Origin of the sequence: Paenibacillus sp. MMS20-IR301, assembly GCF_032302195.1 — a bacterium.
Lineage (GTDB): Bacteria > Bacillota > Bacilli > Paenibacillales > Paenibacillaceae > Paenibacillus_AQ.
On record NZ_CP135275.1, the window covers coordinates 1748842 to 1764160 of the forward strand.

The 15319-nt window shown below is 42.2% G+C and carries 17 protein-coding genes and 1 other annotated feature; of the genes, 6 read left to right on the forward strand and 11 right to left on the reverse strand.

What is annotated here, in order from left to right; translation table 11 throughout:
* Positions 1–226: 226 nt before the first annotated feature.
* Positions 227–1186 (reverse strand): AraC family transcriptional regulator, encoded by a 960-nt coding sequence (locus LOS79_RS07785; RefSeq protein WP_315417776.1) that lies wholly within the window; start codon positions 1184–1186, stop codon positions 227–229.
* Positions 1187–1299: 113 nt separating this feature from the next.
* On the opposite strand from LOS79_RS07785, the gene LOS79_RS07790 reads away from it, so the two are divergent.
* Positions 1300–2481, forward strand: a complete 1182-nt coding sequence (locus LOS79_RS07790; protein WP_315417778.1) for an MFS transporter — start codon at positions 1300–1302, stop codon at positions 2479–2481.
* Between the two features lie 60 nt (positions 2482–2541).
* Positions 2542–2997, forward strand: a complete 456-nt coding sequence (locus tag LOS79_RS07795) for a sugar O-acetyltransferase (RefSeq protein WP_315417781.1) — start codon at positions 2542–2544, stop codon at positions 2995–2997.
* Positions 2998–3298: 301 nt separating this feature from the next.
* On the opposite strand, the gene LOS79_RS07800 is transcribed toward LOS79_RS07795, so the two are convergent.
* The 4 genes from LOS79_RS07800 to LOS79_RS07815 form a co-directional block, all read right to left on the reverse strand.
* On the reverse strand, positions 3299–3652 hold the full coding sequence (locus tag LOS79_RS07800) for a hypothetical protein (protein ID WP_315417783.1): 354 nt from the start codon (positions 3650–3652) through the stop codon (positions 3299–3301).
* Positions 3653–4148: 496 nt separating this feature from the next.
* Positions 4149–5120, reverse strand: a complete 972-nt coding sequence (locus tag LOS79_RS07805; RefSeq protein ID WP_315417785.1) for an alpha/beta hydrolase — start codon at positions 5118–5120, stop codon at positions 4149–4151.
* The gene (locus LOS79_RS07810) at positions 5117–5290 is read right to left on the reverse strand and encodes a hypothetical protein (protein WP_315417787.1); all 174 of its coding nucleotides are present in this window, start codon (positions 5288–5290) and stop codon (positions 5117–5119) included. The genes LOS79_RS07805 and LOS79_RS07810 overlap by 4 nt, the downstream gene beginning before the upstream one ends.
* 178 nt (positions 5291–5468) lie before the next feature.
* Entirely contained in the window at positions 5469–6434 is a 966-nt protein-coding gene (locus tag LOS79_RS07815; RefSeq protein ID WP_315417790.1) for a poly(ethylene terephthalate) hydrolase family protein, read from the reverse strand.
* A 233-nt stretch (positions 6435–6667) separates the two neighbouring features.
* Here LOS79_RS07815 and LOS79_RS07820 point away from each other — a divergent pair, with 233 nt between their 5' ends.
* Positions 6668–7177 carry a TetR/AcrR family transcriptional regulator gene (locus tag LOS79_RS07820; protein ID WP_315417791.1) on the forward strand — a complete coding sequence of 170 codons (510 nt, stop codon included), beginning with the start codon at positions 6668–6670 and terminating at the stop codon, positions 7175–7177.
* A gap of 77 nt (positions 7178–7254) precedes the next feature.
* On the opposite strand, the gene LOS79_RS33035 is transcribed toward LOS79_RS07820, so the two are convergent.
* Positions 7255–7542 carry a tannase/feruloyl esterase family alpha/beta hydrolase gene (locus tag LOS79_RS33035; protein WP_397386783.1) on the reverse strand — a complete coding sequence of 96 codons (288 nt, stop codon included), beginning with the start codon at positions 7540–7542 and terminating at the stop codon, positions 7255–7257.
* Positions 7543–7593: 51 nt separating this feature from the next.
* On the opposite strand from LOS79_RS33035, the gene LOS79_RS07825 reads away from it, so the two are divergent.
* Genes LOS79_RS07825 through LOS79_RS07835 form a run of 3 tightly spaced genes read left to right on the forward strand, consistent with a single transcriptional unit; the run spans position 7594 to position 9094 of the window.
* Positions 7594–8055 (forward strand): nuclear transport factor 2 family protein, encoded by a 462-nt coding sequence (locus LOS79_RS07825; RefSeq protein ID WP_315417794.1) that lies wholly within the window; start codon positions 7594–7596, stop codon positions 8053–8055.
* Entirely contained in the window at positions 8052–8627 is a 576-nt protein-coding gene (locus LOS79_RS07830; RefSeq protein WP_315417797.1) for a TetR/AcrR family transcriptional regulator, read from the forward strand. The genes LOS79_RS07825 and LOS79_RS07830 overlap by 4 nt, the downstream gene beginning before the upstream one ends.
* The gene (locus LOS79_RS07835; RefSeq protein ID WP_315417800.1) at positions 8624–9094 is read left to right on the forward strand and encodes a DinB family protein; all 471 of its coding nucleotides are present in this window, start codon (positions 8624–8626) and stop codon (positions 9092–9094) included. Before LOS79_RS07830 ends, LOS79_RS07835 begins: the two co-directional genes overlap by 4 nt.
* A gap of 143 nt (positions 9095–9237) precedes the next feature.
* Here the strand turns inward: LOS79_RS07835 and LOS79_RS07840 are convergent, their stop codons facing one another.
* The 5 genes from LOS79_RS07840 to cntF all read right to left on the reverse strand — a co-directional run bounded on the left by LOS79_RS07840 (position 9238) and on the right by cntF (position 15318).
* Positions 9238–11109, reverse strand: coding sequence for an alanine--tRNA ligase (locus tag LOS79_RS07840; RefSeq protein ID WP_315417802.1), 1872 nt, complete (start codon positions 11107–11109; stop codon positions 9238–9240).
* A gap of 67 nt (positions 11110–11176) precedes the next feature.
* Positions 11177–11420: a binding site (T-box leader), on the reverse strand.
* A 114-nt stretch (positions 11421–11534) separates the two neighbouring features.
* The gene (locus LOS79_RS07845; RefSeq protein ID WP_315417806.1) at positions 11535–12380 is read right to left on the reverse strand and encodes a hypothetical protein; all 846 of its coding nucleotides are present in this window, start codon (positions 12378–12380) and stop codon (positions 11535–11537) included.
* A gap of 154 nt (positions 12381–12534) precedes the next feature.
* Positions 12535–13731, reverse strand: a complete 1197-nt coding sequence (cntE, locus tag LOS79_RS07850) for a staphylopine family metallophore export MFS transporter CntE (protein WP_315417809.1) — start codon at positions 13729–13731, stop codon at positions 12535–12537.
* On the reverse strand, positions 13728–14510 hold the full coding sequence (locus LOS79_RS07855; protein ID WP_315417811.1) for an ABC transporter ATP-binding protein: 783 nt from the start codon (positions 14508–14510) through the stop codon (positions 13728–13730). The genes cntE and LOS79_RS07855 overlap by 4 nt, the downstream gene beginning before the upstream one ends.
* A complete protein-coding gene (gene cntF / locus LOS79_RS07860; RefSeq protein ID WP_315417814.1) occupies positions 14497–15318 on the reverse strand; it encodes a staphylopine uptake ABC transporter ATP-binding protein CntF in 822 nt (273 codons plus the stop codon). The genes LOS79_RS07855 and cntF overlap by 14 nt, the downstream gene beginning before the upstream one ends.
* Position 15319 lies beyond the last annotated feature (1 nt).

Consider the following 15319-nt stretch of genomic DNA (forward strand, 5'->3'; position numbering starts at 1 on the left):
AGCAAAGAACATGCCGATCAGCTAAAACCAGGTTTTAGCCGAAGATTGGTAAAATCAGGCTTAATTCAAGCTGCCCTGGTTTATTTACTTACTACTTCTTCACAAAACCCGTATTTTGTACATATGTTGATATATCGATTTCATGCCTAATAGCTACTGATTTTTTATTTTGGAACCTGCTATTATGTTCACACTTATTAAATGATAATCTGAAAATTGTAGCCATCTATTCTATCATAGTTGTTAACCCAGCCCCCGGCTTTTCTGTCCCATGATGCAAAACAGCGGGCCCTTGTTCTATAAAATGTCTACGTAGCTGGTTTGGCGTAACTCCATATGCCTTCTTAAACATGCGGTCGAAATACCCTACATTATCAAATCCGACTGTTCCAGCAATATCTGTAACCGTTCTTTTTGTAGCCAATAACATTTTTCTGCCTTGCTTAAGACGAAATTGGATCAAAAAATCTACAGGTGAAGTAGCTGCTCCTTCTTTAAAACAGCGCAAAGCCTCACTTTTACTTACTTTAGCCGCAAATGCAATATCTTCAAGACGAATTTTGTCCATAAAGTGGTTTCCAATGTATTCTATCATCAAACGCAGACGTGTCTGGGTAGTGATATAGGTTGCGGTATGAGGAGAAAAAATGCAGGAATCTTGATGCAAAAACACTTGGCGCCATATAGAGGTAGTTGCAATTTGTATATCCAGCTCCCTTGTCTCATCCCCTGAATTGCATAAGCTAAAAATATGGTTTAAGGATCTCCGAATATCCTCTTGCCAGCTAACCCTGCTGCTTAAGGTTAAGTATGAGATCTGAGAGGTTTGTATAGGCCGTATATATTTTTGATACACAGTCTGGTTTCCTCCAGCAATTAACTCCGGAGAGAATACTATATTGGGAACAAGTGTATGGTTCTCCGCTTCATAACCGTGAATTATCCCCGAATTGATAAAAATCCCTTCTCCTTTATGGAGCACAACCATTTGATCACCGATCTGATAGTTAGCCTCACCTTCTTGAATGAGTGCAAACTCTATTTCATCATGCCAATGGCAATTAACTCTGTGGTCAGGATAATGATTAATATCATCAAGATAATATTGAAATGGAAAATTTTTGGATCCATGCGTTGTTATTTCCCGAAGCTGGTCATTTGTAATAACCATATTATGTATATCCATCCTTTCTCAATGATTAATGTGATATTGTACAATATTTTTAGGTAATACTGCAAGTAAACTGGAAAGTTCATGTGATATATTACATCTCACATGCATCTCCAGAGGAGGATTTTATGGCAACGCTGTTACTGGTAGTCATTTACATCATTTTTATAAGTCTTGGAATTCCTGATTCTTTGTTCGGGGCAGCTTGGCCAGCTATTTACGAAGAATTTAGCTTACCAGTTTCAGCAGCAGGATCTGTGACGTTTACTATTTCGGCTTGTACAACCATTTCCAGCCTTCTTAGTGCAAGGCTTATTAATAAGTACGGCACAGCCAAGCTTACTGCAATCAGTGTTTTCCTGACAGCTACAGCATTATTGGGCTTTTCACTTTCTCCAAATATAATTTGGTTCTGTTTATTCGCTGTTCCGTTAGGACTAGGTGCAGGAGCTGTAGATGCAGCACTCAACAATTATGTTGCGCTTTATTATAAAGCCAGCCATATGAATCTCTTGCACTGCTTTTACGGTCTTGGAGTTTCTGTAAGTCCATATATCATGTCACTTGCACTTTCACAACAGAATAATTGGCGGGGTGGCTATAGCAATGCTTTTTGGATTCAGATAATTATCGCATTAATTGCCCTTTGTACTTTACCGCTCTGGAAGAAAGTACATCTACGCAAGCAAGAACCTGAAGATGAAGTTTTTCATATAGTTAGCATTACTAAACTATGTAAACTTCCCGCTGCAAGAGCAGTATTCTTTATACTCATCAGCTCTTGCGCTATTGAGTATACGGCTGGCATTTGGGGAAGCACTTTTCTAGTGAACACTAAAGGATTAACTGCCGAGAACGCTGCTAAATGCCTTGCCTTGTATTATATTGGACTAGCTACCGGTAGACTGTTAGCAGGTTTGGCAGCAACCCGATTGTCAAGCTGGAAATTGATTAGTATCGGCCAGAGTGTCTTGATTACCGCGATTTTCATGCTCATGCTGCCATTGCCTACAAGCGTTTCAGTTGGAGCATTATTTTTAATCGGTCTTGGTAACGCCCCTATATTCCCTAATATTCTTCACTTAACTCCACAGAATTTTGGAAAAGAGTACTCACAGTCCATGATGGGAGCACAGATGGCTGTTTCCTATGTCGGGATCGCCCTGATGCCTCCGCTTTACGGTATACTTGCACAAAAACTTAGCATGAGTATATTCCCTTATTTTATAGTGCTCTTATTTTCTTTGATGGTCTTCTCCATTTACCGTCTAAGAGCTACTCTGAAGGAACAGCAAATAAAACAGCATTAGATATTTGCCGAGAAAACACAGAATGATCGAGAGAAAATCACATTTTACGAGGTGTCTGAAATGACAGAAAAAGAAAAATCACATGCTGGCTTGTTGTACCAACCTAATGACCCCGAGCTTGTTGCGGACCGTGATGTAACTGTGAAGAAACTGTACGACTACAACAACCTACACCCTCTTGAGCGCGAATTAAGAAGTACCGCTATACGCGAATTGCTCGGTAAGGTCGGCGAAAATTGTATTGTGGAGCAGCAGCTTTTTTGTACTTATGGGTATAATACTACACTGGGTAATAATTGCTTCATTAATCTTAACTGCAAACTTATGGACAGTGGATTCATTACGATTGGAGACAATGTATTTATTGCCCCTAATGTTTGTGTCATAACGGAGAATCACGCAATGGATGTGGAGCAACGTTTGGCGGGATTAGAATACACAGCTCCTGTCACAATTGGCGATAATGTCTGGATCGGTGCTGGTGTCATCATATTGCCAGGTGTAACAATTCAGTAGGAATCGTTCTTTCGTTTGCACCAACTAACAATTATGGCATCCACACCTAACCGTTCTGCTTCAACACAACTTTGGACTGTAGGATTAATAGGTCTATGTACTAACTAACAGACGAGAGGAAGTACCGACGTGACTAAAATATGCAAAGGCGGTTTTCAAAAAGAGTTTATAGAAAAACATCCTTTCACTAACATCAAAAGGACGCGAGTTTATTCCCATTCTGGAAATGATGGAGAATTTCGGATTGAAATTCGGGGAAACTATCGATTAATATATTGGCTTAGCACATTTACAAGTAATTTCACACTCTTTTTAGCGCCTCAATGCATTCCTCTCTTCTGGCGGCAGGAACTACGAAATCGAAATAAGTTTCTTCGTTCTCTTCTCCCCGTACCAAGTGAATAAACTCCTGCCCAAGAATTTCTGTTCTTTGCTGGACTTGCGGGAGTTGTTTTAGGCTATCAATCATAAAATCAATAAACGTTCTAGACAGTGAGGAACGATCATGACAAGTATGAATAGATGTGAAATCCAAAGCTTTAATTCTCTCTAAATCATGGATAAACTGGTCGAGTGGGATCCACTTTCCGAGTCCATACAACAGGCGTCTGGCAACTGTATCACTGGTGAATAACGAGTTTGTCTTTTCATCCAATAGCAGAATACTTCCGTCCGTATAACCCGGCACATGAAAAATACGAATGACATGTCCGTTGCCAATATCCAGAACATCGCCTTCCCGTAGATAATGGATGGTTTCTGGAATGTCCTCGTAGTCATTTAATCCATATTCTCCCTTGAGCAGGCCCTCATCATTTGGGTGAATCCAGCATTGAGATTTCTTGCCCCTTAATTAGCCAAGAATTCCCTGTAGGACTCCCGAATTCTAAGCTGCGGCCCCAGTGGCTTCCGTTCTCTACAACTTCGCAGATGAAACCTCTCATTTTATTCAGAAGGAAGATCATAGATTAATCCTACAAAATTCCGGTTCAACTCTCCATCGCTTATCCGACTTTGTGATATCGGTTAAACGACTTCTAACGAAAAAAACCTTCCAGCTCATATCCTGATTGATACTAGGACATCAACTGAAAAGTGTATATATTATCTATAAATTCGTGACTTAATCTCTTTCCAAGTTTTGATCTGTTTTATTCACTTGCCATATACCGTTCCAGATACTCATTCATCTTCTCTATATATTTTGCATAAAGCTTATTGTCATTTTGCAGACCATGTCCCGAATGAGGGAATTCGAAATAATCGTGGGGCACATGGTTTTCCTCCAAAGCATTAATCAGATGTTTTACTGACCTAAACGGAGCTACCTTATCGTATTTTCCATAAGCAACCAGTGAAGGCACAGAGTTTTCATTAATCCACATATACGGTGAAATCCCTTTGACTGCTTCCTCATACTTTGGCGTTCCTATCATATTGGTTGTGATGGTGTTGCCGGACATTACGCTGAATAAGTCTGCCGCTGCCTCTGGATTCTTATCCAAACCGTAAGGAGTCCAGTCCTCCGGATAAAAGCTGGGAGGGCCGACCATTTCAAAGACCATTGTAACAGGAATCGGAGAGGCAGCTGCATCGCGGTATGCATACAATAGCGCCAGCGTCCCTCCCGCTGATCCACCGGATATCGCCATCCGATCGAGATTGTAGCCTAACTTTTCCGCTTCTGCTTTTACAACCGGAATACTTTCTTTGATTTCCTGTGACATGGTATACACACTGGCTTCAGGGTTATTGTCATTACGCAGCGTATAATTAATTCCTGCAGCGACGTAACCTTTTGAGGTGAGCCATTTCAGCATATTGGCGTCATCATTTTTGTCACCGGTTGAGAACCCTCCTGCATGGAGATATACAACAAGACCGTAAGTTTTCTTTGTATTATCCGAGGGAACATACAGGTCGAATTTGTTCTGCTCCTTTTCGCTGTAGGCGATATCCGTATATACACGGCCAACGGAGTCATTCCAATCCACCTGCATTTCTCCAGACAGCGGATTGTAGGTCATTTTGATGATGGCCGAAGCGGCAAATGCAATAATGAAAGTCCCCACATAAATAAATCCCCAAAGGACTTTTTTTCTGCCTTTTTCTTTATTTGTCATAGAAAGTTACCTCCGAATAGTGTGCCGCCGAGTAAAGTATTCATAAATGCCCGTACCGCAAGCCGCCCCATAACAGCGGCTACGATAATAACTGCAACTAAAATGATGGTGCGTTTTTGTTTAAGTGTCATCTCTTCATCCCCTTCCATTTGTTCGTTGACAAACTGCATGTAACAGTTGTAACTTTTTTGTGTTACAAATGTATCACCGGTTAAGGTGAGAATCAATACTCGGGCAGAAAATGATACAGAGTGGATATAATGTAACATGCCAGATCTAACGGGCATGAAAAACTGGCAAAAGGGCACCGGAATCAAAGCTCGGCGCCCTTTTTCACAAGTACAATATTCAGTGATTTTTCGCTACATCCTGCCAGTTAGCATTTGTAAGGATCTCAGCATCGTTGCCAAAGAATGCAGTTCCCGCTTGCAGATCGTCTTTCAGCCAATACATAAACCAAGCTGTCATATATCCGTCAGCATGATTCAGCATATCACTGTGGTCTGTGTTTACGCGCCTTGCCATAACCTTGGTTACCGTATCGGGAATAATGGAATAATTCTTGTTCATTGACCAAAGCGGAGCAATCCCCTGCCCTTCTGTAGCCCTTATGTCTTCTGCAGTACCTGCATCAAAATTCCCCGTACCAGCAACCATGAAGTAGGGTATATTAACCTTAGTTATGTCGTAGCTCCAATCCGTTCCGAATACATTTTTCTGGCCCCAGTAGCTTGAAGTGGCGCTTGCCGTAAACATGGACTTGTATAAATTACCATTCTTCTGATTGGTTACAGCATTTATTGTGCCCACGCCTCCCTGCGAATGTCCGCCGATCCCGATGTTATCAACATCAATTTTTCCATAAAAATCGCTCTTGGCGTCTTCATTCAGTTTCAGCAGAAACTCAAGACTTGCAGATGATGAAGCTCCTGTTCGCGAATTTTCGTCCTCATTGCCAACAACGACAAATCCCCAGGAAGCAAGATGTTTAAAAACAGATTTGTATTTTGAAGCCGTAATTCCCGTGCCGTTTGCCATTACAACGAGAGGATAGGCAGATGAACGATCTTTCATTTCGGACGGATACCAAATCTCATATTTCTTATAACTATCATGATCTGCGTCGAATTCTGCATAAGAAACCTTATGGGGTCCAAGTGCCGTATATTGGGCTTCTATTGGCTTGTCAGTCTTTACAAATCTATAATAATGATCATTGCGGTATGACAGATATTTGAAAACCGCCACAACTGCCAAAATAATTACAACAATTACGATAGCCACAAATAGGAATATTCTTTTTAATAGTTTCATTGTTTCCTCCTGAGAATGTTGATATTATAACGCTAAATTGTAAATGGTTGGGCTCCAATAGATTGATGTGCTATATCTGTGTATTACCATCCACAAAGGATGCATTATGATTGTGCAATTTGAACTCCCATTAATGCAACAGATGTATCTTTTTTTGTGCTGCAAATGTATCATTAGATAATATCAAAATCAATATACTAACGGATAATGATACAGAAGGGATAAAATGTAACATGGCCGATAAAAATAAAAAAAACACATTTGTAAAGCTTCAAATTACAAATTCACTTCTTGATCTGTTGAAAATAAAAGAGCTAAAGTCGATCTCCATCAGTGATCTCACCTCCCAGGCAAAGGTAAGCCGTGTTTCCTTTTACCGGAACTATAATGAAAAAGAAGATATTATAAAGGAATATGTCTATAAACTTATTGGGGATTGGCATGAGGAATATCAAGAGAGCATCAAGGCCTCTGAAGAAGACATGCTGGGGAGTATGTTTGATCACTTCAGTAAACAGAGGGAATTCTACCTGCTTCTTACTCAAAGAAATTTGTTTCATCTTCTAAAAGATGTGCTCAAAGCGCTCTATGGACCGAAGCCGGAATATCCAAACTTTGGTGCCTACGTGGCGGCCTATTTTGCTTACGGATTGTTCGGCTGGATTGAAGAATGGTTTGCCCGAGGGATGCAAGAATCAGCAGAAGAAATGACGATCCTTCTGAAGAATCGTGATTTATCGTAAACTGTAATTGCTATAGGGATAGAAAATGAATCCTGAAACACAAAGCCCGCACAGGGTGCGGGCTAATGAGGACTATGTTACCTCATGAATATGCGGTCAACTCGCTTTCCCGAATCCCCCTTTTCTACCCAATCCATTAAAGCCTTCATACCGGTTGTCTTGGTTAGTCCGGGACCATGGGTGTAACAATTTCCATGTCCGTCGCCGGGATTAAAGAACAACCGGAAGAATTTCCTGGTATCTTCATTGCTTCCGATTAGCTGGACGACACGGTTGTAATAATCAAGCACACCATCCGGCGGTACATTAAGAATCGGAAACGATTCGAAATTGGTATTGAATTTGGGATGTAAACTTGCATTAATAAACCGATCGGTTTATACTGAGTCAAAAGGTTTAGAAAGCGAGGAAATTTAATGATTAATTTAGCTCCCCCATTCACTCGTGAAACAGCAATTCAAAAAACTCGTATGGCAGAAGACAGCTGGAATAGCCGAGACCCTCAGCGAGTCTCACTTGTGTATACTGAGGATTGTTATTGGAGAAATCGGAGCGAGTTTGTAACAGGCCGCCAAGAAATTGTCTCTTTGCTAACCAGAAAATGGGCCAAAGAACTGGACTACCGCCTTATCAAGGAGCTCTGGTCATTTACGGATAACCGTATTGCAGTTAGATTCGCATATGAATGGCATGATGATAGCGGCAATTGGTTCAGATCGTATGGAAACGAGAATTGGGAATTCGCTGAAGACGGTTTGATGAAGCGTAGGTTTGCTTCTATTAATGATATGCGGATTAAGGAAGAAGAACGAAAATTCCATTGGCCTCTCGGTACGCGTCCCGCTGAACATCCAAGCCTAAGTGAGTTAAACCTATGACTCGCACTGTTTTTGAAAAATCTGATGTCATCCCTCTCGTTACTGAGGTATTTCGTGAATTAGGTTATGAAGGTGCATCGTTGAGTAAAATAACAGCCCGTACGCGTCTATCTAAAGGAAGTTTATATTATTTCTTTCCGGGTGGAAAAGATGAGATGGCTGCTGAAATTCTTGCTCATATTGATCAATGGTTTATCAAGAACATTTTTGAACCGCTCGAAATGAATGAACCCCGGGCAGCCATTGATCATATGTGGCAAGAGGTCGATTCTTATTTTCAATCTGGTCAGCGTATATGCCTTATTGGTGCATTTGCTTTGGACGAAACAAGAGATCGATTCGCTGCAGTAATTCGGCAGTATTTTAAAAGATGGATTGAAGCCTTAAGCGCGGCACTAGTTCAAACAGGTATCTCTAAAGAGACTGCTGATCAAATCTCAGAGGAAACCATTGCTAGCATTCAAGGGGGATTAATGCTGAGTAGAGCACTTAATGATGAATCCTTTTTTGAGCGTACATTGACAAATCTGTCACAACGAGTCTCGCAACTTTATGGGAGGTCAATATCATGAGCAATTTTGTCGCAGATCAATTGAGATTTGTTCGCCGTCAGGCAGTTGATCATGTGAGGAACATAAATGACTCTGCCTCGGAAAAAATTCCAGCAGGTTTGAAAAACAATATAAAATGGAATCTAGGCCATATGTATGTCGTACATGAGAAGTTCGCTTTCCAGCTTACTGGGGAAGAAACCAAATATCCTGCTAGTTTTAGTAAGTTGTTTGATCCAGGAACTAAACCGTCTGACTGGAATACAGAGCCTCCAACGTTGTCTCAGTTAATCGATTTGTTAACCGAACAAATTGACAGGGTAGAATCGGTACTTTCAAGCAAATTGAAAGAAGAAATCAATCCGCATTACAAGTCTTCTACAGGACTTACCTTTACAAATGTAGAACAATTACTGTGTTTTCTGATTTACCATGAAGCAATGCACTTTGCAACAATTAAAAACATCAAGAGCATAATTGACAGTTAGGATTAGTAAAGAATTGCTAACGCATCTCTAACTCAAAAACGAGGGGAGTCTCAAGCAGCCGTTGCATGGTTTTTGAGACACCCCCTTTTCTTTAAATACTGTTCTCCGGTACGGCCAACGGAAAGGCCAGGCTAAAACATCAGCTATTGTTCCGCGTTTTTATTAATTACTCCTTTAATCCTCCTAACTCCAGCAGCAGAAGATTGTTCTTTTGTGATCCTGAACTTCCCTAAGGTTGTCGTATCTTCTACATGAGGTCCTCCACATACTTCCCGGCTCCAGACTTTCCCGTTGTTATCTTTGATTGTATATACCTTAACGATATCCGGATATTTATCCCAAAAGTTCCCTTCAACATTACTTTCTTTCGCTTCGATTTTAGGCAGCTCTGAAATATAGGTAACTGCTTTTGATGAAATCGCATCATTCACATACTTTTCCAATTCAGCTATTTGCTCTGGCGTAAGTTTCTCTTCATGGTTGAAGTCAAACCGTAATCGTTCTGAAGTAATATTACTTCCTTGTTGATGAACATGATCCCCTAAAACTTCCCTTAACCCAGCAAGTAATAAATGAGATACCGTGTGCAGCGCTGTTGTTTCTGTTGAATGCTCAGCTAATCCGCCTGTGAATTTACCCGCAGAAGCAGTTCTGCTCTTGTCAGCATGTTTCTTTGCCGCCTCTGTGTAAGACGCCTTGTCCTCAATGCTATATCCGCTTTCCGTTAGAAACTCTTCCGTCAATTCCAAGGGAAACCCATAGGTTTCGTAAAAATAAAAGGCATCTGCACCTGTAACGTTGCCCTTATGCTTAAGATGTTTTTGTATTTCAAATTCGCTTTGCTGTAAAGTTCTATAGAAAAGATTTTCTTCCTTATTTACAATATCGATAATTTTCTTTTTATTACCGGTCAAATCTTCATAAGCTGTTGCTTCATCTATATAAACTTCAGACAGCTCACCTACAAAACTTCCTTGTATACCTATTTTTTTACCTGCCCGGATCGCCCTTCTTAATAACCTTCTTGTGATATACCCTGCATCACTATTAGCTGGCTCCGCACCATCATTAATTAGAAAAGTAGCCGCTCTCACATGATCAAGTATGATTCTAAACGACTTTACATCGTCAGTGTATGGTTTACCGCTTAACTCCATCAATTTATTCTTGGGGTTAAGGAAGAAAGCCGTATTATAAATATCCTTGTCACCACTAAGGGCCGTTGCAACCCTTTCTAATCCGCCTCCATAATCAATATTAGGATTTTGCATTTTTACAAATCCTGTGTCTTCTTTTTTGTAGCACATAAATACGTTGTTCCCGATTTCTAAAAACCTCCCGCTATCCGAAGCAGGATGATCCATTGAATCCCCGCCCGGTTCAAGATCATAGAACATTTCACTGTCAGGTCCACCCGGTTCACCAACAGGCATATGGAGTGGGCTTCCGGTTCGGCTCCACCAATTTTCTTTTTCATCGTACAAGAATATTCTTCCGCCTCTAGATGCCCCATATTGGTAGGGATCATCTTCAACGATAGGTTCTATACCCACGGATTTGAATTTTTCTGACCAGAGCCCAATGGCTTCCGTATCTTTCTGTATATTCAAATCATCACTTCCTATAAAAGCACTGATATACAGCCTGCCAGGATCAATGCCTAATTCGCTAATTTGCCAATTCCAAATGGCATCGATTTGCTTTTTCTTATAGTTAGCTTCATTTGCTTTAAATTCCCACCGGCCTATCATTTCAAAAAATGTCAGATGCGACATATCTCCTACTTCATCAATATCCCCTGTCCTTAAACACTTCTGAATATTAGCAAGCTCATTACCTACCGGATGCTTTTCCCCCAATAAATAGGGAACCATTGGCTGCATTCCACTGCCTGTAAACAACGTTGAGGGATCGTTTTCTGGCAACAAGCTGGAAGAGGGGACTTGGCTGGCCCCTCTTCCTTTCATAAAATCAATATACGATTTTCTTAACTCATCTGGTGTCATCTTCACCATGCTCACTACCTCCACTTTAATTATGTACTTAAAACAAAAAAGCCCTAAGCTGACATATTTCTTGTCAACTTAGGGCGAACTATAATGTCCGTGTTACCACCTAATTTCAGATTTCTCTGCACTCAATCAATACGGGATCTCTCCGATATTGTTTCCTGAATAACGGTGGAACTCCGTTGAAGCCTACTAAGATTCCTCTGTTCGGTTCACAGCTCCGAGACTGCTTCACTATTAGATCAATGAAGATTCGCACCAACCATCTTCTCTCTGTGAGATCCCTAATAGCTACTATTTCTCATCATAGCCTTTTCGTTTTAAGTTGAACCCATGGTATCACACTCAAATTGCTCCGTCAATTAACATTTTTGTAAAATTATAAATTTGAGGGTGGTGGGCCGCACCGCGGGGAAATCCCCTATTTTCATTTATTCGAAGTATTTTTTTGTAAACTTATCAAGAAGAGCCTCTGCCTTATTCAATAACTTAATACCTTCTGCCGCCTTCTTTTCACCTGCATTAAATTTGGTGAAGTTTATTTTGGTCGTCTTCAGACTGTCCCGCATTATAGTGAACCCTTCCAGCTGGAGTTTTGCCCCTGCCAGATGGTAATTGTATATTTCTTTCAACTCTGCATTATTATTGGGTTTGATGTTTTTTAGCCCGGATACAAACTTAGTATAATTGGGCACTACAGTATTGTTTAAAGCCAGGAAGATTGTTTTTCTGGTTGAATCGTTTACAACGTCATATTGGTTAATCGTAGTTATGGCTTTCTTTTCATAGGTTGCTATCAGATCCAACTGATCGATGTAATCTGACAAATCCTGTAACATGATCTCTGCTTGAGTAGGTTCCTTTACAACAACCGGTTGGGTTGGTTCAGAAGTTGGTTCAGGAATGACTGTATACTCATCCACCACTTGAACAGTGAATACGTAAGGTTCAAACTTGTCTCCAATATTAACCGTTAAGGTAGCCGTCCCCTTACTTATTGCATGAAGTTCAGAGACCCATTTTGTTTTCCGGACTACCTTGATAATATTCTCATCCGAAGAGGCTGGCGTGAAGTCATGGTCTGTAACATCTGCATCGGTCCAGTCAGAGATGGCTATCTCGTAGGACTTCCACTCTCCAACTTTAATCTCAGCAGGCTTGGTCACTTTAACAATGTCAGTGATGTTTCGCGCGGCCGCGTGGATGCTACCCGCTCCTGATACAACCGATACTATAATTGCCAGCAATAACGAATAAATCAAACTCTTTCGTTTCATAAAAGCTTTTCCCCGCTTAATATTAAGTAGTAAAGCATCAGCCTATTTTGCCAGAAAATTTCTTGTATAGGTTGCAAGTGGCGATAATAGTAAAATACTTTCCTTTTATATTATACGACTTAACTGGAAAAATTGTACTACTGTTTTTACTGCTTTAAGTTCCGCTTGCTGGTACCTCCGCATTTAATTTCAGTTTCAGCTGCTGCCTGGAGATAAAGAGTAGCAATCCCGCTCCAAGCATGGCACAAAATATATACATCCAGGAATAGGATAGCAGGTCCGCAACAGGACCAAGCAGCACTCCGCCAAGCGATACGCCGAGGTCAGCCATAGCAATAAACAGCCCGATCAGCACATTGCGCTTAGACTCCGGGAGAACGAAGGTCAAATAGGTCGTTAAAGTCGGATACAGCATCGCTTGGGCCAATCCCATCAGCAATGCACCGCAGTAGAATACCGCAAATCCGCCATAACCGGATAATCCGGTACACAGGGAAGCAGCAGTAAGGGACAAAATGACCGCTTTTATAAAGGCGGGATGCCATTTGCCGTCAGAGGGTATTTTTTTACGCAAAAAGAATCTTGCAGCTACAATCGTTCCCGCCTGCAGCATTAGATAGAAAGCTGCGCTGGCGTGCTGAATCTGCCCTGCGTACAATGGAATAAATGTCGTGACTCCACCGAAGATAACGGATGATCCAAGCATTAGCATGCCGCACAGAAACAGGTGAGGGTTAGTGAATAACTGGTTAAAGGAACCCTGCCTGTCAGCCTGACGCGGGATTGGGCGGTTATCTGCCGCCTTCATCGTAGCACTAAAGCCAAAAGCGCCGGTAAGCACAGCCATGCTGAGGATTGTTATTGAAAAAACACCCATGTTTCCGGATTCCCAAATATTCAGTGCCAGTAACGGTCCTATGACCCCGGGCATTGTGGCACAGAGCGAATACATGGATATGCCCTGCGAGCGGTCTTTTTCAGGCAGCGAATCGATAATACCAAGCTGCAGCGACATGGAGAAAAAGGCTGTGCACACGCCTTGCAGCATCCGTGCGAAGAAATATCCGCCCAAACCGGTAAACGTGTACAGCGACAAAGCCAGGGCGTTAATGGCCAGGATGATCCGCAGCACTTTTACAGGGCCCTGCCTGTAGATGACCTGACCTGCCCAGGGCCGCAGGAACATCGTTGTAAATAAATAGGCTCCCATGACTATACCTATGGCCGAGTTGCTGGCACCGAGTGATTCACCTTTTAAGGGTATAATTACATTCAGAATTGAATTTGAACTGAAATATAGAAGTGTCAATAGATATAATCTCAGAAAGGGCCAAGCCAAAGCTCCCCTCACAATATAATTCTCTCCTTCCTATCCCTGCTGTCAGTTAAACGTAATGCCATCTGCAGCATCGCTTTAGCGTATTCGGACTGTACCTCGTTTAACCGCCGGGCGGATATGATCTCTTCGATATGACCGCTGCGGATAAACATCATCCGGTCACATAAATAAGCAGCTGCCTGAAGATCATGTGTGATGAAAATATAGCTCATACCGTACGTCTCTTTCAGCTTCTTCAGCAGCTCCAGAATTTGGAACTGAACGGATGCATCCAGCGAACTGACGGCTTCATCCAGGAGAATATATTGAGGATCCGTTGAAACTGCCCTGGCAATGCACACCCGCTGTGCTTGTCCTCCGGACAGCTCATGGGGATACTTTTTCCGGTAAGAGCTGTCCAAGCCTACTTCATGCAGCAGGCGGTCGATTTTGTGATCAATATCTGCATGCTTACGTCCTTGAAGCTTGAGCGGTTCGGCCACTGCCTTTTCCACACTGTAAAAGGGGTGAATTGAGGAAGTATAATCTTGAAATACAGCGCTGATCTTTCCCTTTCTGCCGGCCCGCTCCCCTATATCCCTGCCTTCAAATTGAATTGTGCCGCGGTCCGGCTTCTCGATGCCAAGCAGCAGACGTCCCAAGGTTGATTTGCCGCTGCCGCTCTCTCCGATGATGCCCAGCACCTCGCCTGGCTCTAAGGTAAAGCTGATATGATGCAGCACCTGTTTGCTCTTACTGGAGAACAATTTGCCCCCGGTATATGATTTCTCCACCTGATTAACGGTCAACAAGCTCAAGCCCTCCCATACTCTGGATGAAGTGGCTATTCAGTGCCTGCTTCGCTTCGAGAAGATATTTGGTGTACGCATGCCTGGTATTGGTGAAAACCTCGGCAGCTGCTCCGCGCTCGACAATCTCGCCGTCCTTCATAACGACGATATCATCAGCAATCCGCTTCACTGCGCCAAGATCATGCGAGACAAAAATCATAGAGCAGCCGGACTCGGCCTTCAGGGAAAGTAACTGCTCCATAACCTCATACTGGGATAAGGTATCCAGTGCAGATGTCGGTTCATCGGCAATAATCAGTGTTGGTTTTAGGACGATTGCCAGTGCAATCATCATTCGCTGCAGCATGCCTCCCGATAGCTGATGCGGGTATTTATTCATCAATGTTACCGGATCCTTAAGCATAACGCTTTCCATGGCGCCAGCCATCTTCGCTGTAATTTCCGTGTGGCTCCAGCCATAATGCTGCTTCAGCGTCTCTTTGAAATGATTGCCCACAATACTGGAAGGGTCGAAAGCGCGCATCCCATTTTGCATAATCAGGCATAATTGCCGGCCTCTTTGCTTCCGCATTTCATGCTCGGAGAGCCCGCCGAGATTCATTCCGTTAAGCTTTATACTTCCGCTCTGTCTAAGGTTAGCCCTATTCAGACGCATAATCGCCCGGCAGGTTACAGACTTCCCGCACCCGCTCTCCCCTACAATAGCCAGGCAGCTCTCGGACTTGATCTGAAAGGAGCTGTCCTTGACAAGGATAGTATCCGTTAAACTATCCCATATACGTAACTTTGAAACCTCCAGTGTATTCATT